This is a genomic window from Ruegeria sp. N11 (assembly GCF_056531525.1).
Genome location: NZ_JBQFLX010000011.1, coordinates 66,596 through 91,060 on the forward strand (window position 1 = coordinate 66,596; position 24,465 = coordinate 91,060).

Consider the following 24,465-nt stretch of genomic DNA (forward strand, 5'->3'; position numbering starts at 1 on the left):
CCCTTCTATCCCGCAGTTCCGCAAAAGAGGTGGTGCAGTACTGGCCCGAGCTGAACTCAACGGCCTACCCCAAGCGTCGCAGTTCCGCAAAATAGGTCAAGCCGTAAGCGACCGCTATTTCAGCCGGATTGTCGGGTGTTTTACGCGCGCAGTGCTCGCAGTCAGGGGCCGGTCAGAGAGGTCTTCCCGGTCTGCGCCATGGCAATGCTCAGTTCTTCGCTAAGCGCGTCCCACAATTGCTCCAAACCGGATTCACCCGCGGCCGCAATGGCATACTGCAGGATCCTTCCGACAAATACGTAGTCCGCCCCGACCGACAATGCCTTGAGAACATCTTCGCCTGACCGGATGCCGCTGTCGTAGAACACGGGAAAGTCTGGCCCAAGATCGGCACGGATCTTTGCCAGCATGTCAATCGGCGCAGGCGCAGAATCCAACTGCCGCGCGCCATGGCTTGAAACCTGGATGGCATCCACGCCTGCCGACATCAGGTTGCGGGCATCTTCGACGTCCAGCACGCCCTTGACGACCAGTTTTCCAGGCCAAAGGTCGCGCAATTGCACCAAAGTGTCCCATGTGGCACGCGCCCGGCTTTCGGTACGATCGAAGTCATAGCCTTCCATCTCGAAATTGGCCATCACAGGCTTGCCCTTCAGAAGGGTGTTCAATGACCAGTACGGGTGCAGTGCGAAGTCGATGAACTGGCGCGGGCCGATGCGGAACGGCATCTTGAACCCATGGCGCAATTCGCGCGGGCGACGGCCGACCTCGGGGACATCGACGGTCAGGACAAGGATGTCATACCCGGCCTGTTTCGCACGCTCGGCCAGTTTGAAAGATCCCGTCCCGTCTCCGCTGAAATACAACTGAAACCAGGCATTACCTTCGGCCTCGGTAATGATCTCTTCCATCGGCGTCGAGGCCACGGTCGATACGACATGTGGCACGCTGTAGCGCGCCGCAAGCCTCGCAAGCATCAAATCAGCGCCCGGGGCGGCAAGGTTGCACATCCCCATGGGGGCGATACCGAAGGGCCTGTCTGCCTCGACATCAAAGACCCGAGACGCCATCGACCGTTGACTGACATCGCGCAGGATACGGGGTCGCAAGGTTATGGCGTCCAATGCGGCACGGTTGCGCGCCGCGCCGGTTTCGGCCCCGGCGGAGCCGTCGATATAATCGAACACCATCCACGGCAGACGCCGCCTAGCCAGACGGCGGGCGTCTTCGGCGCTATGGATGGTGCCTGCGGCCATCAGGCCTGTACGGCCTTCATGAAGCGGTCGCGGATGACGACCGGGTCCATCGTGATCGGCGGCATCTTGGCATTTCCGCTTTCGCATTTGCTGACGATGATGGTCATCTGTTTGGCATCCAGTGCCTCTTGCAGCACACGGCCCGTGTCCTGGGCGGCACATTCGATCACCCGCTCGCACCCGGCGGCCTCGGCCATTTTCGTCAGGGACGTTTTCTGCCCGGCATAGGTCGGCTGATCCCCGGTCGACCCGTATGAGCCATTGTCCACGATCAGCAGGATATAGTTGTCGGCCACGTTGTTGGCGATGGTCGGCAAAGTACCAAGATTGGTCAGGATCGAGCCGTCACCATCGATGACGATCACCGGCTTCGGCTGCGATAGGGCGAGCCCCAGACCGATGCTCGAGGCCAGTCCCATGGTGCCCAGCATGTAGAAGTTGGTCGGCTGATCGTCGATGGCGTGCAGTTCCTGGCTGGGGATGCCGATATTGCAGACAACCAGCTGATCACGCAGGATCGGGGCGATTTCCTTCAGGATTTCAGAGCGGATCATTGGTCGCCGTAGCCTCCCCAGAAGTTGGCGTCGGTCAGGATGGCGACCGGCTTGTTGCACATGAAGGTGTATTTCAGGATCGCGTCCAGTTCCTCGACATCCGACTGATGGTGGAAATGATATGTCGGGATATTGAGCTGGGCCAGCAGTGCCTTGGTGTGCACCGCCATCTCGACCTGGCAGGCGATGGGTTCGCGCAGCTCACCGCGATACGAAATCAGCATGGGCAGTGGCATCCGGTAGTACTGGATCAGGGTGGCCAACGTGTTGATCGTAACGCCGATGGCGGTGTTCTGCATGATAATCGCAGGGCGCTTGCCGCCCATCCATGCCCCTGCGCACAGGCCCATGCCTTCGTCTTCCTTGTTCGAAGGTATGTGATAGATGCCGTCGCGCTGGTCGATTTCTTCGATCACGCCCGCCAATTGCTTGCAAGGGACGGTGGTTACGAACGAAACATCGTTCGCAACCAGGTCGTCTGTTATCTTTTTGTCTATGTCCATATCCGGGATATCAGTCCTGTCTGTGGCGCATAACGCGCGGTTGGATGTGTCAGTATCGGGGTTCAGGCGGTGCGGCAGACATGCACCGCGCACGGAGCATGGCGAACAACGCGGGCTGCCGTTGTGCCCAGAAAATAGTCGCTGAGGCCGGGCTTGTGAGAACCAACGACAATGCAGTCCACGCCGTGTTTTTCCGCGTATTCGACGATGCCGCGATACGAACGGCCCTTCACGATCTCGGCTGTTACGTTGTCATGGTCTGACGTTTTCTGGGCCAGCTGGCGGCGGGCCGTTTCGAACCCTTCGCGCACGACGTCTTCGTCCAAATAAGTGCCGACTGAGCCATGCGGCGCTTCGTAGACGTGCAGAGCGATGATCTGCCCACCCGGATTGCATAATGTCGTGGCGGCCCTGAGGGTGGTGCCGGAAACTCCGTGATCCAGGGCCATAGGAACCAGGACTTTGTCATACATGGGTTCTCTCCGTTTTATCGCAGGCGTTCAGGCCCACGGGTCGAGGATAATCTTGGGCGCGGCCACCGAACCGGACCGCAAGTCGTGAAAAGCGGCAGCGCCGTCAGACAACGGGCGCAGTTCGGGCCAGTCGAGCGGGCCCAAGCGACCTTCAAAAATTGCCTGTGCGGTGTCACGGAAATCCTGCGCGGTATAGGTATAAGTGCCGATGAATGTGATTTCCTGCAAGGTCATGCGGCGGATATCCAGACCGCCTGCATCCTCACCCAGACCGACATGCGCAATTACTCCGCCCGGCATTGCAATCGCCGAGGCTGCGGCACGGGTGGCAGCATACCCCACCGCATCCAACACCAGCGGCACCATGCCCTGAAACGCGTCGATTGTCTGTTGGCCGCAGCGCTCTGTCAGAAAGGCACGGCGGGCGGCGTTGGGTTCCTGTATCGTCACATCATCCACACCCATGGCGCGAAACGCCAAGGCAGCCGCCAGCCCGATCGCGCCGCCGCCGATGACAAGCGCGCAGCGTTCCATCTGTGGATTCAGCGCTTCGAGTGCAAGTCGGGCGGCATGCCAGCTTACGGCCAGCGGTTCACTCAGCGTCGCCTTTTCCAGCGGCACGTCATCCGGCACCGTTACCAGATTGCGCTCGGGGATTGCCACGAACTGCGCAAAGGCCCCCTCGCGCGGGGGCATTGAAATGATCTCGCGGCGGGCGCAGAGGTTTTCGCGCCCGGACACACAGGCTGCACACTCTTCACAGGTGACCAACGGATTGATCGTTACCCTTTGACCATCACGCGGCCCGCCCACGATTACTCCAGCCGCCTCGTGCCCCAATATGAGCGGCGCAGGACGCCGGGCGTCATGACCCATATAGGCATGCATGTCGGACCCGCAGATGCCCGAGGCATGGATGCGGATCAGGTGTTCGCCTGCCTGGGCCGCAGCCATCGGCACATCGCGAAAGCCAAGCTTCTCAACCCCTTCATAGACAAGCGCTTTCATTTTGCCGTGAACCCTCCGTCAACCATCAGGACTTGCCCGGTGACATAACCCGACGCTTCGGAACACAGAAACAACAGCGGTCCGTCGATATCCTCAAGCCGGCCATTGCGGCCGATACAGGTTTGCGCCGCATTGCCCGCAGCACGCGCCTTGTCGCTGAACACGGCCTGTGTCAGCTCGGTCGGGAAGAACCCGGGCCCGATCGCGTTGGCGGTGATGCCGTGGGGCGACCAGGCTTCAGCCATGGCGCGGGTCATCTGACCGACCCCGCCCTTGCTGGCTCCGTATGCGATGCCACCGGGAAAAGCCCGAAAGGTCTGGAGCGACGCGAAATTGACGATCCGCCCCCACCCCCGTTCCTTCATCGCAGGCACAAATGCCTGGCTGATAAAGAACGGCGCTGAAAGGTTCAAAGCCAGCGTCTGGTCCCAATCCGCAATCGTCACTTCGTCCGCTGGCTGCCGTGTATTGATCCCGGCCGCATGTACCAGAATATCCGGCATTCCGAAGGGGGCCGAAATCGCTTCTGCCAGCGCCTTCAGCCCGCTGCGGTCCGCCACATCCGCCACCACATGGGCAGCGCCAGCCCCGATTTCCGCACACAGACCTTCCAATGCCTCGGCACGCCGTGCGACCGCCACAACCTGCGCTCCGGCGGCAGCGAGCGTCACTGCCGCTTGCCGTCCCAAACCGGAACTGGCACCGGTTACGCAGGCAGTTCGGCCTGTCAGATCGAACAGGGCTCGCGGGTCAGCCATTTGCGGTCAGATCAAAGACTTCGTCCGGGAAGTACTTGGCCAACCGGACGTCGGCGGCACGCGCGTGCCCCTCCATCCCTTCCAGCCGGGCAATCCGCGCGGTGGCCTCGGCCACTGGTTTCGAACCCTCGCGGGTTGCGCGCTGCCAGGTGACGATCTTCATGTATTTGTGAACCGACAGCCCGCCAGTATAGCTTGCCGCGCGCGAAGTCGGCAGCACATGGTTGGTCCCTGCGGCCTTGTCGCCGTAGGAAACTGTAGTCTCTTCACCCAGGAACAATGAGCCGTAGCAGGTCAGCCGCTCAAGCCACCAATCCAGATCCGCGGCCTGCACTGTCAGATGCTCGGGCGCGTATTCGTCGGAACAGGCGGCCATTTCTTCTCGATCCGCACAAAGGATCACCTCGGCATAATCACGCCAGGCCGCTGCGGCGTTCTCGCGGTTCACCTCGGGCAGGTCGTTGATGTAATCCGGTACCAGCCGCATCACGTCTTCCGCCAGGGCGCGGTTGTCGGTAACCAGCCAGACCGGAGAGTTGTAGCCATGCTCTGCCTGGCTCACCAGATCGGTGGCAACGATGTGGGCGTCCGCTGTGCCGTCAGCCAGGATCAGGCTGTCAGTCGGGCCTGCTATCATGTCGATGCCGACGCGGCCAAACAGGATGCGCTTCGCCTCGGCGACAAACTGGTTTCCGGGGCCCACCAGGATGTTTGCCTTGGGCAAGCCAAACAGACCGAATGTCATTGCCGCAACACCCTGAACACCACCCATTGCCATGATTTTATCCGCGCCACAGATATGGGCAGCATAGATGATGGCCGGGGCCACACCGACGCCGGGGCGCGGCGGCGAACAGGCGGTGATATGCTTGCACCCTGCCACCTTGGCGGTGGTCACGGTCATGATGGCGCTGGCAATATGGCTGTAGCGCCCGCCCGGAACGTAGCATCCGGCCGCATCCACCGGGATCGCCTTTTGCCCGGTCACGAAACCGGGGGAGATTTCCATTTCCACGTCATGCACCGTGCCTTTTTGCAGTTGGGCAAAGCGGCGAACATTGTCGTGGGAAAACCGAATATCCGCCTTCAGTTTCTCCGGGACCAGTGCACAAGCGGCCTCGATCTCTTCCGGCGTCAGCAGCACGTTGCCCTCGTACTGGTCAAACTTTGCGGCATATTCCAGAGCCTTGGCATCGCCTCCAGTCTCAATGTCGTCGAGGATGCCCTGCACGATCTTATGAGTTTCAGACGCGTCCGACTTGGGAGTCAGGGTGGCCTTTTTCAGATATTCACGGGTCATTTCCAGGGGGTCCTACTTGTAGATATCAGGAAGCAAAGTGGTCGAGATCGGCGGGAAATAGGCGATCAGCAGCACGACGATCAGCATTGTCAGAACAAAGGGAACGGCACGGGCTGCGATTTTCAGGATCGACTCGCCGGTAATGCCGGAGACAACAAAGAGGTTCAGCCCCAGGGGCGGCGTGATGAAGCCAACGCCCAGCGCGGTGATCATCATGATGCAGAACTGGATTTCGTTCATGCCGATGTTGTCGGCCAGGGGTTTCAGGATTGGCGCCAGGATCACGATGTTGGGCGTCGTCTCCATAACGCAGCCCGCTGCGATCAGGATGCAGATCATCAACAGGATCAGCATGGCCGGATCATCGGTCAGCCCGGTCACGGCGGTCACAAAGCCCTGCGGCACACCCATGATTGCCAGCGCCTCGGCCAGCGGGGCTGAAAATGCGATGATCGGCAGGATCACCCCGTTCACTTTGGCAGAGCTGACAAGCATCGCCGGAAAGTCCGACAGCTTCAGGGTGCCCAGTATGAAACCCATCACGATGGTTACGACCACCGCCGTTGCACCGGCTTCGGTCGGGGTCAGACGGCCCGAGAAGATGCCGTAGAAAATGATTCCCGGCACGATGAAGGCATACCAGCCGGATTTCAACGATTGACCCAGATTGCCCATCCACTCGCCCAGCCCCATATTGCCGCCGGTCTCATAGGTATAAAGGCGGTTCATGATGATGTTGGTGATCAGGATCGACACCAGGATCGCAAGACCCGGGATAAGCGCCGCCAGAAACAGTGTTGACGCTGAGATGCCCAGTACAAGACCGATAATGATATACGCGATTGAAGGTGGGATAAGGATGCCGGTACAGGCGCCAGCCGCCACCAGGGCGCAGGCATAGGGTCGGGGGTAACCGCTTTCGACAAGCCGCGCGATTGTCATCCGCCCCACGGCAGCGGCACCCGCCGCGTCCGAGCCCGAGATCGCCGCAAACATCCCGCAGACCAGAACGGTCGCTGATCCGAAACCGCCGCGCGTCCAGCAGGTCAGCGCCTCGGCCACATCCAGAAATTTCTTACTGAGGCCGGTTCGCACAAGCACATCGCCGGTCAGGATGAACAGCGGCACAGCTGTCAGTGCAAATGCGTCGATACCGGTGAACAGGCTTTCACCGATGGCGCTCAGCGGCAGGTCGCCCGACATGATCAGCATGACAATCGCGGCGGTACCAATGGCGGCCCAGACCGGCACCGCCAAGGCGATCAGGCCCACGAACAGGATCACCGGCAGGTAAAAATCCCATCCCAGCTCAACGGTTTGATTGAGGGAGTTCCAGAGCATTCGAGTTCTCCTCAATCAAACAGCTTGTCGCCTTCGAAGACGGGCGTGCCGTCGCGAAGGGATTTCAGGTCGCGCAAAAGGGATTGGATCAGGCGCCATATCATCAGCGCAAATCCGGTCGGCACAGCCATCAGGAACCAGACCTTGGAGACCCGCAACCCGTCCGTGACCGAACCGAACTTGGCCGAGACATGAACCGCCTCATATGACCAGTAAAGCGCGATAACGGCCACCACGAACATCACCAAATCGCCGAAGATGTACAAAGCCGCCTTGGGGCGTGGCCCGAGATAATGCATGATCACGTCGATGCGGATATGGGCGCGTTCCTTGACGGCCGCCGCCGCGCCGATCCAGGCGAGATATATGAAGGAATAGCGGACGATCTCTTCGCCCCAGATCGAGGAGAATGCGAACACTTCACGCCGCAACACCTCGATCGCCATGGTGATGACAAGCATCACGTAGAACACCAGTAGCAGCCAGCGCTCGGCGTCTCGGTCGATTTTTTGCAATATGGTCATTTCCGGCCCCGGTCCCTGGCAACACTAGACCTGCCGGTCCGCTGGGACCGCCGCCATCTGGTTGCACGTGGTAAAACGGGCGAGAGAGGTCAGCCCCCCTCGCCCGTCGGATCTTATGCGTCGTGGACGTAGTACTTGCCCTGCGTTCCAGCCGCCTCGACCAGTTTTTCGAAATTGTCCATCGAGCCTGCAAGTTCGGTCTTGAACGGATCCCATTCCGAACGCTGGTAGCCACCGGCATCCTTCCACTCGGCCAGTTGATCATCGGACAGCGAATGGAATTGTACGCCTGCCTTGTTCAGTTCCGCCATGGCATAGGCTCGTGCCGACGGTACTTTGGACAGGTTCTGGTGGCTGGTCATTTCCGACCCCCACATGATGCCCTCTTGCACATCGGATGGCAGTGAATTGAACCATTCCAGATTACAGGAATAGACCTGACTGTCCGGCACGGCCTGCGTGAAGGTGACGTTGCTGAGAATGTCCTTGAAGCCAAAGACATACAACGCACCGACCGACGGATCCAGCGCATCGGCCACACCCTGCTTGATCGCCGATGGCGTCTCGCCCCATGCGACAGGTGTCGGGTTGGCACCGACCATCCGATAGTATTGCTGCAGCATCTTCGAGCCGGGCACGCGGAATTTCACACCGCTCATGTCCGACGGGGTAAGAATGGCGTTTCCGCCCTGACGCACCGCGACAACCCTTGGATCAATCACAACGTAGAACAGGGCCTTGAATCCGGCGGCTTCGACCTTGGGATGCACTTCGTTCTTCCAAGTGTCGGAATGCACCAGATTGGTGAACCGCTGGTTCGAGCCGCACAGATACGGCATGTTGATCAGATCGACGGTCGAGGCAAAAGGCGCAAAGTTCGACAGCGAATGCTGTGCTGCCTGAATTGTGCCGCCCTGAACCTTTTGAACCAGCGCGCCGCCCGCACCCAACTGCCCACCGGGAGCCAGCTTGACGTAGATCTTGCCGTTGGTCGCGTTCTGGATATTTTCCTTTAAATCCAACTGCATGATCGGATAACTACGCGACGCGCCCAGCACGTAAGCCGTGGCGACGGTCATCACATGCTCGGCTGCATTCTCGCGTTCTTTCTCTTCTTTGGCGGTTTGCGCTGCGGCCTCCGAAGACCACAATACGCCGCCAGCTCCGGCCACCACCGCCGCTGTGAACGAGCCGGTTGAAGCCAGCTTCAGAAAATTCCGGCGCTCAGCAGATTTGAGGCCATCCTTGCCATTCGTCATTTTCTTCCTCCCATTGAATCTGTCAGCTGCCATTGTTGTTTTCTTGGTCAGCCTCTCGCTTGAGAATGGCCGCCACGAACAGGATCGAGGCAGCAAACAGAACCAGCATCTCACCGACATCCCCCAGGAATCCGCCGCCTCCAAATGCGCCCAGCGCCACATTTGTGAAAAATACGGCAAAGACGACAGCAGCAGCCCAAAGGAACATCGCAAAACCCCGGATTGTTTTCTCAACCCTATTTGTAAGCGCTTACATCAATAATGCAAGCGCTTACATCAACAGATGGCAAGACCGGTTTTTTGTGGTATGACGGTGCCAAAGCAACAGCAGGCTCCGCATGGGAAAAACCCGTTCAGCTCCGACACTTAACGACGTTGCAAAGGCGGCAGGCGTTTCGACCGCCACTGTGTCGCGATGCCTGAATTCGCCGGAACGGGTAATCGAGCAAACCCGACATCGGGTCATGCAAGCGGTCGAATCGTTGGGCTATACGCCGAATTTTGCAGCTCGTGTAATGGCAGCGAATCGCAGCTTCACCATCGGCGCGATTATTCCCACAATGGACAACGCAATCTTCGCCCGCGGATTGCAGGAGTTTCAGGACCAGCTTCGTGAAAGCGGATATACCCTTCTGGTATCCAGTTCCGCTTACGACCCCGAAGTGGAGAGAGAGCAGATCCGCACGCTTGTCGCCCGCGGTGCGGACGGGTTGCTTCTTATCGGACATGAGCGTGACGCAGACATTTATGAGTATCTGGAGCGCCACCAGATTCCATCACTTGTTGCCTGGTCCTACGACCCGGACGTCAAGCGGCCGTCCGTCGGTTTCAGCAACAAGGATGCTATGGGGGAACTGGCGCGAACCGTGATTGCGGCAGGCCACCGGCGGATCGCCATGATTTCGGGCAAGACAAAAGGAAACGATCGGGCGCAAAACCGCGTCGAAGGTGTCAGGCAGGCTATGTCACAGAGCAACCTCGACGCCGATGCCTTGACCTTGATCGAAACTACTTACGAAATTGACAAGGGCGCTGAAGCCTTTCGGCAACTGATGGCCCTCACCCCAAGGCCAACAGTGGTCATGTGCGGCAACGATGTTCTGGCCGCAGGTGCACTGTGCGAGGCCCGAAGACTTGGAATAAAGGTGCCGGAACAAGTTTCGGTAACGGGTTTCGATGACATAGAATTGGCCGAGATCGTCAGCCCGGCCTTGACGACCGTACATGTTCCCCACCGGGAAATGGGTCGCAAGGCCGCGCTTGAATTGACTGCAATGGTTGAGGGCAAATCGGAAGGCCATTCAATCTGCATCAATACAAGGCTGGTCAGCCGACATTCGCTGGCAGAACCCGACTGCCACACATCGCAATAGACGCGTGGGGTTTGCATCCTCCGTTTTCGCCCCAGTGAAGTCAGACATTTGCGGATAGCCAACTGCCCGACCAAAGCGCACTGTACCCAAAGCACGGTCGGCAACCTTCCCAGCAACGTCAACTTGACCGGCAGTGATGGGCGCAGTCTGTCGCCGCTGTTCGATCTTGGTCTGCATTCAGAGAGCTTTGCCTGCGCCGGCTTTGACGCGTCACCCTAACACCCTAAAATAGATAAGAAATAATCGCTATCATCTTGGTGCCGTATTCTGGAAATCGTGGTCCACCGCCTTGCCATCTATACCGCCCGAACTCTGGCGAGTTTCTGGGTGGTGGAGCGCAAAGCCTCATGCCGGACCAGAGCAAGGCCTTTAGAGATCATTGCGGACGCTCGGTCGAAAAGGCCGGCTCGCCGCATTGTCCGGATGAAGCAGACTTCGAGAGAGAAGCATTGAATGGCACCCTTGATGCCGGGCATCAACAGTGTGGATGCGCAGCTTCCATCCACTCAAATGCGGAGTGCTTGCAGGTCAAACGGCAAAAGGACCTCCTCGTTCTTCGTATTTCGGATCAGGAGTTGATCTTTCCCGGTCTCAATGGCGCTCACCCCACCCCCATCACGCCAACGAAACGCGCCGACGACATGACTAATCTCAACTTGGCCATCGGGAACCAGTTGAATGACTCCACGACCATTGGGAAAACTGTTTTCATCAGTGCCCAGAACGGTCGACGCGGCCCCTTCCTCGACCCCAAGGCAGGCGAAGTGCCTGCCCGACCACGGAGCATAGTAACGACCTCCGTTGGAATGCCACAACATTGTCATCGGCAAAGCCTGTGCCGATTTGAGTGACAGGAAAACGTCACCCTCCACCGGGCGAATAACCGCAGTCCACCCCAGTTTCACTTCAGGGGGTTCCAGCCCAACGACAAAATCTTCGCTTTTCGAAGACCATGGATAGTGTGACAGGTCCAATTCGTCTCCCATACCAGGGAAAGACGTCAAAGTATCACTTTCAGCCGGGTATTTTAGCGCTGAATGGCCCAATGACGGATCAACTTCCAGCGGGGTCTGAGGTGTTCTCCAACACTGCTTTCGAGAGGTTTGAATGATCCCGCCATTTGGCAAAGATACGTTCGCGTGATTGGCTACCGGCACCAACCCATCGCCACCAATGAACGTATGACGCTGATAGACAAATGGATGCCCCGGGCGCAGTGTGATCTCTTTCTGCAGCCTTGCCCCATAGACCGTTATTTCGAGCTCGGCTCGTAAGTAGTTTTCGGTCTTTTCCTTCAATACCCAGCGTGAATTGGGCGGCCATCCATGCAGCGGCGACGCGCCCTCGGTTGCCCCGAAAGGCGCGCAGAAAAAATCACCACCGAGCTTTTCCAGATGAGACGCAATACCCTCGGGCATGGCTTCGCCCGTTCCGACCCAAGGTGCGCGATGCAGCGGCGAGATCTCGGTACCGCCGTCATTTACGCAAAAGCTCTCGATCAACCCCAACTGCAAATCGAAGGAAAGCCGGATACCAGTAGCGGACAGGTTGATCACAATTGATACCTCACCCAAACCATCATTCCACCAGAACCATCACACGACCATGTTCCACTTTGGTTTCGTGGGTGCGAAGGTCTTCACATGCAGGCGCTCGTAGAGCTTTGCCCGAGCGGTAGTCGAATAGCCCGTTGTGCTTGGGGCACTCGATCTCATAATCCATCACCAGGCCGTCCGATAAGTGCACATGTTCGTGTGTACAGAGACCATCAGTGCAGTAGAACTCATTATCCTGACTACGGAAAATTGCGTATGTACGGCCCTCGTGATCCCAACGAATGACGTCCTCTTCGTCAACATCGTCTACGGCGCAAGCGTCGAACCAAGGCATTACACTCCCTCCCGGTCGCCGCTTACAGTTTCCGTTTTTCGCTCGGGAACAGCCATGTGCAAATGCTCTCGATAAGGTCGCGCCGTCGTTGGAAGTGTTTTTCGAATTGCATAGTTCGGATCAATGCGTTGCTTCATGACGGAACCCATCATTTCTTTGTAGCCATCCCAAATTGAAGTGTTCGGCGGCGGCAGGTCATCCTTGATCAACTCATGAAGCGCTGGAAGTGAGTAATATGGCACCATCGGGAACATATGATGCTCGATGTGGTAATTCATGTTCCAGTAAACCCAACGGCTGATCGGGTTCATGTAGAGCGTTCGGGAATTCAACCTGTGATCAAGAACGTTCTCGGCCAATCCTCCATGCTGAAGCAGCCCCGTCATTACAAAATGCCAGCATCCATAGACCCGGGGGCCGCCGATCAGGAGTATCGGGATCAGGGACTTCCAAGCTGCCCCAGAGACAAACAATACCAATGAAACCAATAAAACAGCGGCGTAGATTGCGACGTGAACCCGTGCCCAGAATACTGCTTTCGACCACTGGCTTTCCGGAATGTAGTCCCGCTCTTCCTGCGACAGGTTCCCCATGGCATTTCGCATCAGAACTTCGAGCGAAGTCCAGGTCTCAACAATCCCTACAAATGCAAGCGTCTTAAGGATCAGGTTGATCGGATGCATCCACGCAATTTCCGGATCGCGGCCAACAATAAGTGTATCGGTGTGATGCCGCGCGTGGCTCCAGCGCCAATTGACCGGGTTTCGCATGATCTGGAAGGACGCGATGTGGTACACGACATCGTTCATCCAGCGGGTTCGAAACGCTGTTCCGTGACCACATTCGTGCCAACGACTGTCGCAAGCAGAACCGTACACAACCCCGTAAGCAAACCAGAAAGGCACGCAAAGCCAACTGCCCCAAAAGTAAAGCCCGCCAGCCGCAAACACAAAATGCAAGGCGATCCAGATCACTGTGTCACGAATGGCAGGCGCATCCCGACGCTTCATTAGAGACTTCAGCTTCTTTCGGGGAACCTCGCTATGATACCACTCGGCGGCCGACAGACCGGCCTCTATCGCCTGGCGCGTACTCGTACCGGTCAGGGAATAGTCCCGAACAGCGAAATCCGAGCCAGTGGATGCGGTCGACTTACTCATATCCCCTCTCTTCATCGCTCATGGCAGTTCTTACGCAGCTTCCTTGACCATAGCAAAGTCGCCTCGAATTTTGGCCTGTCAACTGGGCGGCGCAGTGCTCGCCCGCGTGACAAGTTCCACGGAAACTGCCGTTTTTGTCGGAGGGTTCCGGCTTGTATTCGCCAACTGGCCCAGCAACACCTCGGCTGCACGGCGTCCCAGTTGATGCCGGTCTTGTCGGATTGTTGTCAGCGCGGGAACGTAAGAACCTGACATTTCGATATCGTCAAAACCGACAACCGAAATGTCTTCGGGCACCTTCAGCCCGCCTGCGACCAGCCCAGAGATCAACCCAAAGGCAACCATGTCCGCCGCGCAGAATACAGCCGTTGGGCGGTCATCCATCGCGAGTATTCTTCTGGCGGCCTCATGTCCGGATTCCAGCGAGAAATCGCCCCTGATGATCCACTCCGGCTGCGCTGGAAGCCCCAGCCGCGTCCGTTCTTCGACCATGCCCTCACGCCGGGCCGTTGTCAGAACATTCCCGTCGGGGCCGGTCACATGCGCGATTTTCTTGTGGCCCAAATCATGCAGATGCCTGATCGCCAATCGCGCACCTTCGGCGTTATCACTGGAAATCACCGGAAAGGACGCGCCCTCGACCCATTCACACAAAAAGACAATGCGGTCACCCGCCCCGTACCTGACGCATTGCTGCAACGCGGCCGACGATATCCCGCCGTCCAACGAAATTGCACCGTCGATCCGGCCGTCCCGAAAGTACCCGGCAAGAGTTTCATCCTTCAATGGGTTGCTTTCTGTATCTGCAATCAGAACTGCATAGTCCGATCCGGCAAACCCCTCGCTGATACCAGCCAAGATGCCCGAGTAGAAAGGCTTGCCTAGATTGGGGACCAGGATCAGTACAGCACCGGCCCTTTGCATGCGCAGGTTTCTGGCGGCCTGGTTGACCCGGTAGCCTGTCTCATGAATGGCTTCCTGTACTGCCAAACGCGTTGCTTCCGACACCAGACCAGGATTGGACAAAACACGACTGACCGTGGCCGTAGACACCATCGCGGAACGGGCAACATCCTGTATCGTGGCGGGTTTGGGCTTCTTGTTCATGACCAGTCAGAAAATTTCCAGCTTGACTCGAATCTATTGTGATGCCGATTATGTAATCGATTACAGTTTTTGAAAAGCAGGTTTTTTCGAAAATGTAATCGATTGCAGAGGAAACTCGCGGATTGAGGGAAGTGATGACATCCGAATTCAAAAGCAGCGGAATCCGGGCTCTTTGATGACTTCGAAGACCTCCTTCGACTTTACTGGGGCAAAGGTCCTGGTGATTGGCGCCAGCCGGGGCGGTATTGGCGCAGCTGTTGCCAGAGCATTTCAGGACGCGGGCGCCGAAGTGGAAATTACCGGCGTGGAACCGGATTGCATCGAAGAGGACGCAACCCGGTTTGGCTACAGTCAACTGGATGTAACCAACACGGTCGAAGTCTACAAATTCGCTGGAGCACGGAACCATATTGATGTGCTGATCAATTGTGCCGCGATCACACGACGCGGCGAGGAGATGGAGCCCGACTTCTTCTCACACGTGCTGGACGTCAATCTGACCGGGTCGTTTCGTTGCGCCGAGGCGTTGCACCCTGCCCTTTCGGCCGCAAAAGGACGCGTCATCAATGTGGCCTCGATGTATGCGCGATTTGGTTCACCGCAAAACCCGGCCTACGGCGCCTCGAAAGCCGGTGTGGAACAACTGACAAAATCGCTGGCAATCGCCTGGGCCAAGGACGGTATTCGGGTGAATGCAATCGCACCCGGGTTCATCGTGACCGAACAATCGGCCCGGGCGAGGGAAGATGCAAATTTCACAAAAGCGGTCGAAGCCCGCACACCGTTGGCGCGCTGGGGTCAACCGGAAGATATCGCAGGATCAGCCATGTTTCTTGCATCAGATGCCTCGGCTTTTGTGACGGGTACATGCCTGACCGTGGACGGAGGGTATTCGGTTGTTTGACAGGAGCACACGATGAGTGACTTCGCAAAAATTGGCGCGGCAGTGATCGGGACCGGATTCATTGGAACGGTGCACGTTCAGGCCCTTCGGCGTCTGGGCGTGGACGTAAGAGGCGTTCTTGGATCATCGCCAGAGCGCGGCCGGGATCGGGCCCAAGCGATGAGCGTGACGCACGCCTACACATCTCTGGACGACCTGCTGGCGGATGAAAGCGTCGATGTGGTGCACGTAACGACCCCGAACCACGCACATTATCCGCAGGTGAAGTCGATTCTGGCGGCAGGCAAACACGTCATCTGTGAAAAGCCCCTTGCCATGACGTCCGCCGAAAGCGCTGAAATGGTGGACCTGGCCGATGCGTCAGGAAAGGTAGCGGCGGTTTGTTACAACATCCGGTTTTACCCGCTGAACCAGCAGGCTCATGGCATGGTTCAAACAGGCGATCTTGGTGATATTCGTTTCATAACAGGGCATTACCACCAGGACTGGCTGGCAAAATCAGATGACTGGAACTGGCGGCTGGAAAGCGAAATGGGCGGAGCGCTGCGTTCAGTCGGTGACATTGGAACGCACTGGGTTGATCTGACTAGTTTCGTCACCGGGTTGACAGCTGCTTCTGTCTTTGCAGAGCTGACAACCTTCATTCCGGAACGCCAGAAACCTCTCGGCTCGGTCGAGACGTTTTCCAGCGGAACCGGTGAAACCGAAACTGTGCCTATCGATACCGACGACGCGGCGATGATCCTAATCCGTTATGAAAACGGAGCACGGGGCTTGATGAGCACATCTCAGGTGAACATGGGTCGAAAGAACTCATTGCAATGGGATATCGCCGGGGCGAAGGCCAGTGCCGCCTGGGACAGTGAAACCCCTGACCATCTGTTCATTGGGCACCGCGACGCGCCGAACCAGACCCTGATGCGCGACTTTACATTGATGAACGGCCCCGGGGTTGCCGCCGCCACATTGCCACCCGGACATGTCGAGGGCTTCGCGGATTCCTTCTTCAACTTTTTTCGGGCCGTCTATGCCGATGTCATCGCAGGCGGGCGTCAGAAAGGCAGCACATGGGCCACATTCGAGGACGGCCATTACGAGATGCGGTTCTGCGATGCTGTCGTGAAATCGGCGAAAGAAAGCCGCTGGGTGGATTTGAGCGAGATTTGAGGGCGATGACATGAAACTGGGCTTACTGACTGCACCATTCGAAGACTCTCAACTGGCCGATGTGGCGGCCTGGGCCGGTGCCAATGGGTTTTCAGCGATGGAGGTCGCCTGCTGGCCTGCATCAGGCGGCGAGCAACGGCGCTATGCGGGAACCAGCCACATCAACGTGGACGGCCTTTCTGCAGATCAGGGAAATGAGATTATCGCGGAACTTGGCGGTCATGGGGTCGAGATTTCCGGTCTGGGATACTACCCCAACCCACTCCATGCCGATGCGGATCATCGGGCAGAAGTTATCGGGCACCTCATGAAGGTCATCACCGCTGCTGGGGTGATGGGCATCAACGTCGTCAACACATTCGTGGGCGGTGTCCGAACGCTGAACCTCGACGCGAACTGGGAACGCGCGACGGAAATTTTCGATCCGATCGTAAAGCACGCACAAAACTCTGGCGTGCGCCTGTGTTTTGAGAACTGCCCGATGATCTTCAGCTATGACGAATGGCCCGGGGGTCACAACATCGCCTATTCGCCCAAGATTTGGCGACGGATATTCGAGCAGTGGGGCGATGCGGTTGGCATGAATTTCGACCCTTCGCATCTAATTTGGCAATTCATCGATCAGACGCGCTTTATCAAGGAGTTCGGCCCTCACATGGCCCATGTCCACGCCAAGGATGTGATGGTTGATCAGGACGGGCTGTATGAGAACGGGGTGATGTCAACCGGCATGGGGTGGCAAGTCCCCCGGCTTTGCGGGCTGGGTGACGTGGACTGGTCTGGCTTCTTTTCCGGACTTTACCGCGTCGGATACGACGGTCCCATCATCATCGAGCATGAAGACAGGCTGTTCGAAGGCACGGACGAAAAGGTCAAGCGGGGGTTCCTGCTGGCCCGGGATGTCCTGTCGCCATTCATCAAATGAAACAACATCAAACGTGAACCGATTGAAAACTGGGAGGAAAACGAAATGAAAAACCTACTATACGGAGTTGCTGCGATAGCAGTATCTGCTTCTCTTGCAACTGTGGCGATAGCGGACGGGCACAAGCAATACACAATCGGCGTGTCCAACACCGTTCAAGGTAACGGTTGGCGCGAACAGATGATCTGCGCCATGCGCGCGCAGGCTTTGGTTGAAGCCGATGTCACAAACCTGATCGTTGCGCATCGCAACACGGATTCTGCCGGGCAACTGGAAGACATCAACAACCTGATCGAAGCAGGTGTCGACGCGATTGTTCTGAACCCATCCAATCCCGACGCCTTGAACTCGGCGCTAGAAAAGGCGATGGCGCAAGACATCGTCGTTGTGGCCGTGGATGCAGGCGTTTCGGCCGAAGGCGCGTACATTCTGTCGAACAATCAGGAAGAATACGCCTACCTTGGTGCCAAGTGGCTGTTCGAGCAGCTCGGCGGGAAAGGTGACGTCGTTTACATGCGCGGTATCGCCGGGGTTTCGGCGGATACGGACCGCGACAACGGCTTTAAGCGCGCACTGGCTGAACATCCCGAGATCAACGTGGTGCACGAGGTTTTCACCGGATGGCAGCAGGACCAGGGCAAGCAACAGATCTTTGATTTCCTTGCCACAGGCATCCCGTTTGACGGTGTCTGGACCAGCGGCATCGACAATGTAATCGTCGACGCGTTCACGGAATCCGGTGCGCCTTTGGTACCCATCGTTGGAGCGGACAATGCGGGCTTTGTTCAATACCTGACCGAGGTTGAGGGATTGAATGGCGCAGCGGTGACAAACCCCGGCTCGGTTGGCGGCGCGGGCATCGCTTTGGCCGTCGACATCCTGAACGGTGAGGCCCCTGACAGTAACACTGTCCTTGTCGACCCCGTGCTTTGGGAAAACGCAACAGATGCTGGCCGCGAAACGATCAAGGCCGCTCAGAATCCTAATCTGGATCCTGAATGGCCCGTTTCCGTGACGGTTCCCGGATGGACTGACTACACGATGGAACAGATCATCGACTGCAAGGGACCCGGCGAAGGCTGATCCCAATTGACTGGCCTTCCGCCCCCGGCGGGGCGGAGGGCACACACAGAGCATCTCCAGCATTCAAGGAACTCCATGAGCCGCACAGCACTACTCGACGCGTCTGACGTGGCCAAAAGTTTTGGCGCCGTACATGCCCTGACCAAAGCCCAGCTTACGGTCGCCGAAGGCGAGATTGTTGCCTTGATGGGGGCAAATGGTGCCGGGAAGTCGACTTTTGTCAAAATCATAACGGGTGCCCTGAAACCTGATGCTGGCCAGGTGCTGATCCGGGGGAAACCGGCGCATGTCGGAAACCCGGCCGAGGCGCGCCGTTCCGGTCTGGTGCCTGTTTACCAGGAACCGTCACTTATTCCTGATCTCGACGTGTCCGACAATCTCAGGCTGACCGACACACCGGTCGATCAGTTCCGTGACTGGGTTTCGGAACTTGGGATCAATGACCTGAAGTTGTCAGCGATGATCGGCGACCTGCCGCTCGCCACGCTTCGCATTCTCGATCTGGCCCGCGCATTGGCAGTTGAACCTGACGTTCTCCTGCTGGACGAAATGACCGCTGCGCTGCCCACAGATTTGGTTGAACGTGTTCTGAAAACCGTTCGACGCAAGGCAAATGACGGGATGGGGGTGATCTATGTTTCCCACCGCTTCACCGAGATTTCTGAACTATGCGATCGGGCGACGGTGTTGCGGGATGGCATGTCTGTCGGGGATCTGGACATTGAACCCGGCGTCGAAGAACGCGTTGTCGAGTTGATGCTGGGTCAAAAGATAGACATCGGACAGCGCCAGATACTTAAAGCAAACGGACCACAAACACAGACACCCCGATTGCACGTTCAGTCGCTTGCGTTCGAGCCCAGTTTCTCGGACGTCTCGTTCGACTTGTACCCCGGCGAAGTACTGGGGGTAGTCGCGCTTGAAGGTCAGGGACAGGATGAGCTTTTCGAGGTGCTCGCGGGTTTTGACCGACCAACGTCAGGGTCAATGGAAGTGGACGGAAAGCCTGTTCATTTCGCCCACCCCGCCGACGCCATTGCGGCCGGGCTGACCTTCGTGCCGGGCGACCGTTCTGATGCTTTGATGGCGCAAAGGTCCGTCAGGGAAAACATTGCGCTACCATTCTCGGCACGTCTTAGAAACTGGGGGCCGATAAAACTCCGTCACGAGCGGGACCGGGTCGCTTATGCGGTCGAAAAGCTGCAGATCGACACACGCGCGCAGGGCGAAGTGCAACGACTTTCAGGTGGCAACCAGCAGAAAGTCACCATTGGTCGCTGGCTGGCGACCGGTGTCGAAACCTTGCTTTTGTTCGACCCGACCCGTGGCATTGATGTCCGCACGAAACGCCAGATTTATCCACTGGTTCGCGAGTTGGCCGATCAGGGCGCGGCGGTTTTGTTCTACACATCCGAGTTGGAAGAAATCCCGCTTGCCTGCGATCGTGCGGTCGTAATCTTCAACGGGCGGGTGGTTGACGTGATTGACGCTGCCAACGCCGATGAACAAACACTGATGCGCGCGGCTTATGGCCTGACCGAAGCGGAGGGCGCAGCGTGAGCGGGACCATCCGAAAACACTCCTGGGTCATGGGGCTCGTTTTACTTCTTGTGGTTCTTCTGACCATCACAAAGGTGATACAACCCACTTTCGGCGCGTCCGGGCTTGAGAGTATCGCCCGTGCCGCCCTGCCCTTTGCTTTTGCAACCGCCGGTATGGCCATCGTCGTGATCGTCGGCGGCATCGATTTGTCCGTCGCATCGATGATGGCGGTATGCGCCGTGACGGCTGCCGTTTTGATGGAACGCATGGCCGGTGTGCCCGCCCTGCTAATAGTTCTGGGTGTCGGGCTTTTGATGGGGCTGATCAACGGGCTACTGATTGTTGTGACGCGCGTACCCGACATCGTCGTTACACTCGCAATGCTTTTTGTTTGGGAAGGCGTTGCGTTGCTGATCCTTGAAACACCCGGTGGCGCGACGGCGGACTGGCTGGAACAAGCGATCCGAGGGCATTTTCTGTTCGACGGGCTGCCAAAGGCGCTTGTCGTCATCGCTGTCGGCATCGCGGTGGTCTGGCTGCCGATCCGGCGCTCTAAACTTGGGCTGTCGATCTATGCAACTGGGTCGGACGAACTGGCTGCCTTCCGTTCAGGCGTTGCGGTCGGAAGAACGAAAGTTATCGCCTACGCCCTATGCGGTCTGTTTTGCGCCATGGGCGGATTAAGCCTGGCCGCCCTGACCGGAATAGGAGAGCCGGTGCCAGGTCCGTATCTTATGGCCTCTGTCGCGGCGGTGGTTCTTGGCGGTGTCGTTCTGGGTGGTGGCAAAGGCGGCCTTCTTGGCCCGATCATCGCCGTTTTCATTCTGCGGATCATCCGAACGATCCTGACTTTGCTGGCCGTCGATCCAAACGTGACAACAATTATCGAAGGAACAATCATGGTCCTTGTTGTCATGCTGGGCACTGCGGCGTCACTAAGGGGGGCCCGCCGATGAGCATGGACACCACTGACCTGCCAATGGTCCGCTTTGGGCGGTATCTTCGTGACAACCCGATCATACCGCTGTTGGTTTTCCTGTTCCTGATGATCGCTGTGCTCGAGGTCTTGCGGCCGGGTATCGTCACCCCGTTTCGGGCCGGTCGGGACGGGCTGATTTCGACCTTTTGGGTCGGCAACCTGATCAAGTTCGCAATTCCGCTGGCGATGCTTGCCGCTTGTCAGGTACTGACGATGCTGACGGCAGGAATTGACCTGTCGGTCGGAGTGGTCGCTACTGTGTCAGCCTTCGTCTGCGCGACACTCAGCGCAATATGGGGCGTAACGCCTGCAGTCCTGATTGCTTTGTCCGCAGGCCTTATTGTTGGCGTTGTAAATGGCATCGGGGTTGGACTGGTGCGTGTCCATCCTTTGATCATGACGCTTGGAACGGGATTGATCGCCACCGGATGCCTGCAGGTCTACCAACGCCTCGTCATCAATGCGGGCACCGAGATTCCCGCTTTCCTTTCATGGCTCGGGACCGGTCGAACCGCAGGAATGCCGAACGGACTTTTTGTATTCGTTCCGTTCGCGCTCTTTATCCTGTGGCTGATGCGCTATACCGGGTTTGGCCGGTTGCTGTTTGCACTTGGCTCCAACGAACAGGCCGCCAAATTATCCGGTGTACGGGCCTGGCAGGTCTATCTGGCGCTCTACGTGCTATCCAGCTTTATCGCCGCACTGGCTGGTTTGCTCTATCTCGGCATGATCCGTCAAACCTCACTGAGCCTTGCAAATCCGTTGTTGTTGCCATCGGTCGCCGCGGCGGTGATCGGCGGCACATCAATCTTTGGGGGGCGTGGCAGCTTCGCGGGTGCAATTGTGGGCGCACTTATTCTGCGTGTGCTGGATACCATGCTAACATTGATGCAGATGCCGGAAGGCGCACGCACGGCCCTGTTTGGGCTGATCATCCTCGCGGTTACTGCGCTCTACGTCAGGATCACCGGCACACGCTAAAGGAGGTTCCCAATGGCAAAATTCCGGATCGTCGGCGTCAGTTTCGATCACATGCATATGGGTGATTTGCTTCGGATGGTGCACGAGCATCCTGACGCCGAAATCGCCGCGATCTTCGATCCGGATCGGGACAAAATGCAGGCGGCAGTGAAGGCATTCGATATTCCGGAAGATCGGGTATTTACGGATTTCGACGCATGTATGACGGCTGGTCCTTACGATATGGCCATTCTTTGCGCGGCGACAGCGCAACATGCGGACTACACGGAACGGCTGGCTCCTCATGACATGCATGTTTTTGTCGAAAAACCCTTTGCCGCATCTGTTGACGATGCCCGCCGGATGATGACGGCAATGAACGAAACCGGAAATCAGCTGGTCATCAACTGGCCCTTGCGATGGGTCGAAAGCCACGTGACGGCCAAGCGGTTGATCGACGAAGGCATGATCGGCGATTTGTGTGAGGTTCATTTCTATGACGGAAATCGCGGACCGTTGTACCATTTGGCCGATAAGGTCGAGGTAACCCCCGAAGAAGTCGAGCGTCAAAAGCCGGACTCCTGGTGGTACAAACGGTCATCCGGTGGCGGTTCGCTGCTTGATTACCTAGGATACGGCGCGACGCTTGGAACCTGGTTCATGGGCGGCCGTGCACCGATCGAGGTCACATGCACGGTTGACGAAACACCAGGTATCGAGGTCGATCAGCATGCAATTGCCGTGTGCCGTTATGAATCCGGGCTGTCAAAGATGGAAACGCGCTGGGGTACGTTCACCGATCCTTGGACAACGCAGCCGCAACCCACTTGCGGGTTTGTTTTTGTCGGCACCGACGGCACCATTTCGTCGCCCGACTATGCCAGCCACATAACGGTTCAGACCCGCGCAAAACCCGAACGGCACGAGATACCGGTGACCCCGTTGGCTGCTGGCGAAGGAAATGCCATCGAATACGTCCTTGGCTGCTTGTCCAATGGAACCCGGGTCGAAGGGCCGCTTGATCCGGCCCTGTGTCTGACAGCACAGCGGATCGTCGATACCGCGCTCCGTTCAGCGCGCGAAAAACAAACTCTCAGGTTGCTGTCATGAGCGAGGACAGTGCCAAAACCGACCAGTATGCCTTAAAGTCAGCCCAGTTGCCCGAAGTCCCTGCCCCGGACTTGCCGTATTCTCCACCGGTGCCTCAAAACTACAGGCCCAGGATCGGAATAATTGGTACGGGCGGAATTTCCGTAAGCCATCTGGATGCCTACCGAACGGCCGGCTGGGACATTGCCGCAATCTGGAACCGGACGCACGCGAAAGCCGAGGAAAAGGCTGCCGAATACTGCCCGTCGGCGCGCATCGAAGATGATTGGCAGGCGCTTCTTTCCGACAATGAAATCGACGTTGTCGACGTCACACTTCATCCGGAACACCGCGTGCCAATCCTCAAGGCTGCTTTGAAGGCGGGCAAACACGTGCTCAGCCAGAAGCCGTTTGTTACCGACCTTGATCTGGGCAATGACCTTGTGAAGCTGGCAGATGATCAGGGTGTGAAACTCGCGGTAAACCAAAATGGTCGCTGGGCTCCACACCTGTCCTGGATGCGCGAGGCGGTTTCAGTTGGATTGATCGGCGACGTTCTGTCTGCACATGTTTCAATTCACTGGGATCACGGCTGGACCTCAGGTACGCCGTTCGACGAAATGGAGCACCTGATCCTTTATGATTTTGGTGTGCATTGGTTCGACTTTCTTGCGTCTCTTGTTGGCGACAGGGCAGAAAGCGTCTTTGCAACCGCGACACCGGCATGTGGCCAGGCCAACAAGGTCCCTTTGATGTCACAGGCGCTGGTGCGTTTGGACCAAGGCCAGGCAAGCCTGATTTTTGACGGGGGCGTTCATTTTGGCCCGCGTGACACAACATATGTGGCTGGCACAACCGGAAGCCTTACATCAAGGGGACCGGATCTTTCGTCGCAATCTGTGACGCTTGAGACAGCACAAGGAATCGCACGCCCAGCGCTAGAAGGACAATGGTTCAACGACGGGTTTCGCGGAACCATGGGAGAGCTTCTTTGTGCGATAGAAGAGGACCGAGAGCCCTCGGTATCCGCAAAGAACAACCTAAAGTCATTGGCCATCGTTTTTGCGGCAATTGCCTCGTCCAAACAAAATCGAGAAATCGAGATCGGAAGCATCAGAACAGTCGACGCCTAGTCGGGTTTTTTCAGGCAAAACGGGTACGAATTCAGGCTTTTGCCACCATACTTCGACCAGTCTCGCCTCCTAGTCCAGCCCGCAAATAGGTGGCTTTGAATGGTCGCCATACTGCGATCCCTACCACACACCGCCCGGGGACAGATGCGAAACAACCAGACGCTGCAAAGAAGAAAC

General features: G+C 57.6%; 25 protein-coding genes. 10 read left to right on the top strand and 15 right to left on the bottom strand.

Annotated elements, in window-relative coordinates; translation table 11 throughout:
- Nucleotides 1–161: 161 nt before the first annotated feature.
- The 11 genes from ACR0J8_RS13185 to ACR0J8_RS13235 form a co-directional block, all read right to left on the bottom strand.
- Nucleotides 162–1,256, bottom strand: a complete 1,095-nt coding sequence (locus tag ACR0J8_RS13185) for an alpha-hydroxy acid oxidase (RefSeq protein WP_480525419.1) — start codon at nucleotides 1,254–1,256, stop codon at nucleotides 162–164.
- Nucleotides 1,256–1,810, bottom strand: a complete 555-nt coding sequence (gene comE, locus ACR0J8_RS13190) for a sulfopyruvate decarboxylase subunit beta (RefSeq protein WP_170680415.1) — start codon at nucleotides 1,808–1,810, stop codon at nucleotides 1,256–1,258. The genes ACR0J8_RS13185 and comE overlap by 1 nt, the downstream gene beginning before the upstream one ends.
- On the bottom strand, nucleotides 1,807–2,313 hold the full coding sequence (comD, locus tag ACR0J8_RS13195; protein WP_170614597.1) for a sulfopyruvate decarboxylase subunit alpha: 507 nt from the start codon (nucleotides 2,311–2,313) through the stop codon (nucleotides 1,807–1,809). Before comD ends, comE begins: the two co-directional genes overlap by 4 nt.
- A 62-nt stretch (nucleotides 2,314–2,375) precedes the next feature.
- Complete coding sequence (locus ACR0J8_RS13200; protein WP_170806438.1) at nucleotides 2,376–2,786, bottom strand: universal stress protein; 411 nt, start codon at nucleotides 2,784–2,786, stop codon at nucleotides 2,376–2,378.
- Nucleotides 2,787–2,813: 27 nt separating this feature from the next.
- Nucleotides 2,814–3,794 carry an alcohol dehydrogenase catalytic domain-containing protein gene (locus ACR0J8_RS13205; RefSeq protein ID WP_480890605.1) on the bottom strand — a complete coding sequence of 327 codons (981 nt, stop codon included), beginning with the start codon at nucleotides 3,792–3,794 and terminating at the stop codon, nucleotides 2,814–2,816.
- Nucleotides 3,791–4,552 (bottom strand): SDR family NAD(P)-dependent oxidoreductase, encoded by a 762-nt coding sequence (locus ACR0J8_RS13210; RefSeq protein ID WP_480525415.1) that lies wholly within the window; start codon nucleotides 4,550–4,552, stop codon nucleotides 3,791–3,793. The genes ACR0J8_RS13205 and ACR0J8_RS13210 overlap by 4 nt, the downstream gene beginning before the upstream one ends.
- Nucleotides 4,545–5,852 (bottom strand): histidinol dehydrogenase, encoded by a 1,308-nt coding sequence (gene hisD / locus ACR0J8_RS13215; protein WP_321253872.1) that lies wholly within the window; start codon nucleotides 5,850–5,852, stop codon nucleotides 4,545–4,547. The genes ACR0J8_RS13210 and hisD overlap by 8 nt, the downstream gene beginning before the upstream one ends.
- Before the next feature lie 12 nt (nucleotides 5,853–5,864).
- Nucleotides 5,865–7,193 (bottom strand): TRAP transporter large permease, encoded by a 1,329-nt coding sequence (locus ACR0J8_RS13220; RefSeq protein WP_170680424.1) that lies wholly within the window; start codon nucleotides 7,191–7,193, stop codon nucleotides 5,865–5,867.
- Nucleotides 7,194–7,204: 11 nt separating this feature from the next.
- A complete protein-coding gene (locus ACR0J8_RS13225) occupies nucleotides 7,205–7,717 on the bottom strand; it encodes a TRAP transporter small permease (RefSeq protein WP_170614591.1) in 513 nt (170 codons plus the stop codon).
- A 113-nt stretch (nucleotides 7,718–7,830) separates the two neighbouring features.
- Nucleotides 7,831–8,976, bottom strand: coding sequence for a TRAP transporter substrate-binding protein (locus ACR0J8_RS13230; RefSeq protein ID WP_170614590.1), 1,146 nt, complete (start codon nucleotides 8,974–8,976; stop codon nucleotides 7,831–7,833).
- A gap of 22 nt (nucleotides 8,977–8,998) precedes the next feature.
- On the bottom strand, nucleotides 8,999–9,184 hold the full coding sequence (locus tag ACR0J8_RS13235) for a hypothetical protein (protein ID WP_170614589.1): 186 nt from the start codon (nucleotides 9,182–9,184) through the stop codon (nucleotides 8,999–9,001).
- 130 nt (nucleotides 9,185–9,314) lie between these two features.
- On the opposite strand from ACR0J8_RS13235, the gene ACR0J8_RS13240 reads away from it, so the two are divergent.
- Complete coding sequence (locus ACR0J8_RS13240) at nucleotides 9,315–10,349, top strand: LacI family DNA-binding transcriptional regulator (protein WP_480525412.1); 1,035 nt, start codon at nucleotides 9,315–9,317, stop codon at nucleotides 10,347–10,349.
- Nucleotides 10,350–10,855: 506 nt separating this feature from the next.
- On the opposite strand, the gene ACR0J8_RS13245 is transcribed toward ACR0J8_RS13240, so the two are convergent.
- The 4 genes from ACR0J8_RS13245 to ACR0J8_RS13260 all read right to left on the bottom strand — a co-directional run bounded on the left by ACR0J8_RS13245 (nucleotide 10,856) and on the right by ACR0J8_RS13260 (nucleotide 14,506).
- The gene (locus ACR0J8_RS13245; protein ID WP_480525410.1) at nucleotides 10,856–11,923 is read right to left on the bottom strand and encodes a hypothetical protein; all 1,068 of its coding nucleotides are present in this window, start codon (nucleotides 11,921–11,923) and stop codon (nucleotides 10,856–10,858) included.
- A gap of 4 nt (nucleotides 11,924–11,927) precedes the next feature.
- On the bottom strand, nucleotides 11,928–12,239 hold the full coding sequence (locus ACR0J8_RS13250; protein WP_480525409.1) for a MocE family 2Fe-2S type ferredoxin: 312 nt from the start codon (nucleotides 12,237–12,239) through the stop codon (nucleotides 11,928–11,930).
- The gene (locus ACR0J8_RS13255) at nucleotides 12,239–13,399 is read right to left on the bottom strand and encodes a fatty acid desaturase family protein (RefSeq protein WP_480525408.1); all 1,161 of its coding nucleotides are present in this window, start codon (nucleotides 13,397–13,399) and stop codon (nucleotides 12,239–12,241) included. The genes ACR0J8_RS13250 and ACR0J8_RS13255 overlap by 1 nt, the downstream gene beginning before the upstream one ends.
- A 78-nt stretch (nucleotides 13,400–13,477) precedes the next feature.
- Nucleotides 13,478–14,506: a LacI family DNA-binding transcriptional regulator gene (locus ACR0J8_RS13260; protein WP_480525407.1), complete on the bottom strand. Its 1,029-nt coding sequence runs from the start codon at nucleotides 14,504–14,506 to the stop codon at nucleotides 13,478–13,480.
- A gap of 175 nt (nucleotides 14,507–14,681) precedes the next feature.
- On the opposite strand from ACR0J8_RS13260, the gene ACR0J8_RS13265 reads away from it, so the two are divergent.
- The 9 genes from ACR0J8_RS13265 to ACR0J8_RS13305 all read left to right on the top strand — a co-directional run bounded on the left by ACR0J8_RS13265 (nucleotide 14,682) and on the right by ACR0J8_RS13305 (nucleotide 24,288).
- Nucleotides 14,682–15,410, top strand: a complete 729-nt coding sequence (locus tag ACR0J8_RS13265) for an SDR family NAD(P)-dependent oxidoreductase (RefSeq protein WP_480525405.1) — start codon at nucleotides 14,682–14,684, stop codon at nucleotides 15,408–15,410.
- A 12-nt stretch (nucleotides 15,411–15,422) separates the two neighbouring features.
- On the top strand, nucleotides 15,423–16,577 hold the full coding sequence (locus tag ACR0J8_RS13270; RefSeq protein WP_480525404.1) for a Gfo/Idh/MocA family protein: 1,155 nt from the start codon (nucleotides 15,423–15,425) through the stop codon (nucleotides 16,575–16,577).
- Between the two features lie 10 nt (nucleotides 16,578–16,587).
- On the top strand, nucleotides 16,588–17,502 hold the full coding sequence (locus ACR0J8_RS13275; RefSeq protein ID WP_480525402.1) for a sugar phosphate isomerase/epimerase family protein: 915 nt from the start codon (nucleotides 16,588–16,590) through the stop codon (nucleotides 17,500–17,502).
- 45 nt (nucleotides 17,503–17,547) lie between these two features.
- Entirely contained in the window at nucleotides 17,548–18,585 is a 1,038-nt protein-coding gene (locus ACR0J8_RS13280) for an ABC transporter substrate-binding protein (RefSeq protein WP_170806450.1), read from the top strand.
- 75 nt (nucleotides 18,586–18,660) lie between these two features.
- Nucleotides 18,661–20,145 (top strand): sugar ABC transporter ATP-binding protein, encoded by a 1,485-nt coding sequence (locus ACR0J8_RS13285; RefSeq protein WP_480525400.1) that lies wholly within the window; start codon nucleotides 18,661–18,663, stop codon nucleotides 20,143–20,145.
- Nucleotides 20,142–21,083 (top strand): ABC transporter permease, encoded by a 942-nt coding sequence (locus tag ACR0J8_RS13290; protein WP_480525398.1) that lies wholly within the window; start codon nucleotides 20,142–20,144, stop codon nucleotides 21,081–21,083. Before ACR0J8_RS13285 ends, ACR0J8_RS13290 begins: the two co-directional genes overlap by 4 nt.
- Entirely contained in the window at nucleotides 21,080–22,087 is a 1,008-nt protein-coding gene (locus ACR0J8_RS13295) for an ABC transporter permease (RefSeq protein WP_480525397.1), read from the top strand. Before ACR0J8_RS13290 ends, ACR0J8_RS13295 begins: the two co-directional genes overlap by 4 nt.
- A gap of 12 nt (nucleotides 22,088–22,099) precedes the next feature.
- The gene (locus tag ACR0J8_RS13300; protein WP_480890618.1) at nucleotides 22,100–23,176 is read left to right on the top strand and encodes a Gfo/Idh/MocA family protein; all 1,077 of its coding nucleotides are present in this window, start codon (nucleotides 22,100–22,102) and stop codon (nucleotides 23,174–23,176) included.
- Nucleotides 23,173–24,288, top strand: a complete 1,116-nt coding sequence (locus ACR0J8_RS13305) for a Gfo/Idh/MocA family protein (protein ID WP_480890620.1) — start codon at nucleotides 23,173–23,175, stop codon at nucleotides 24,286–24,288. Before ACR0J8_RS13300 ends, ACR0J8_RS13305 begins: the two co-directional genes overlap by 4 nt.
- Nucleotides 24,289–24,465: the final 177 nt, after the last annotated feature.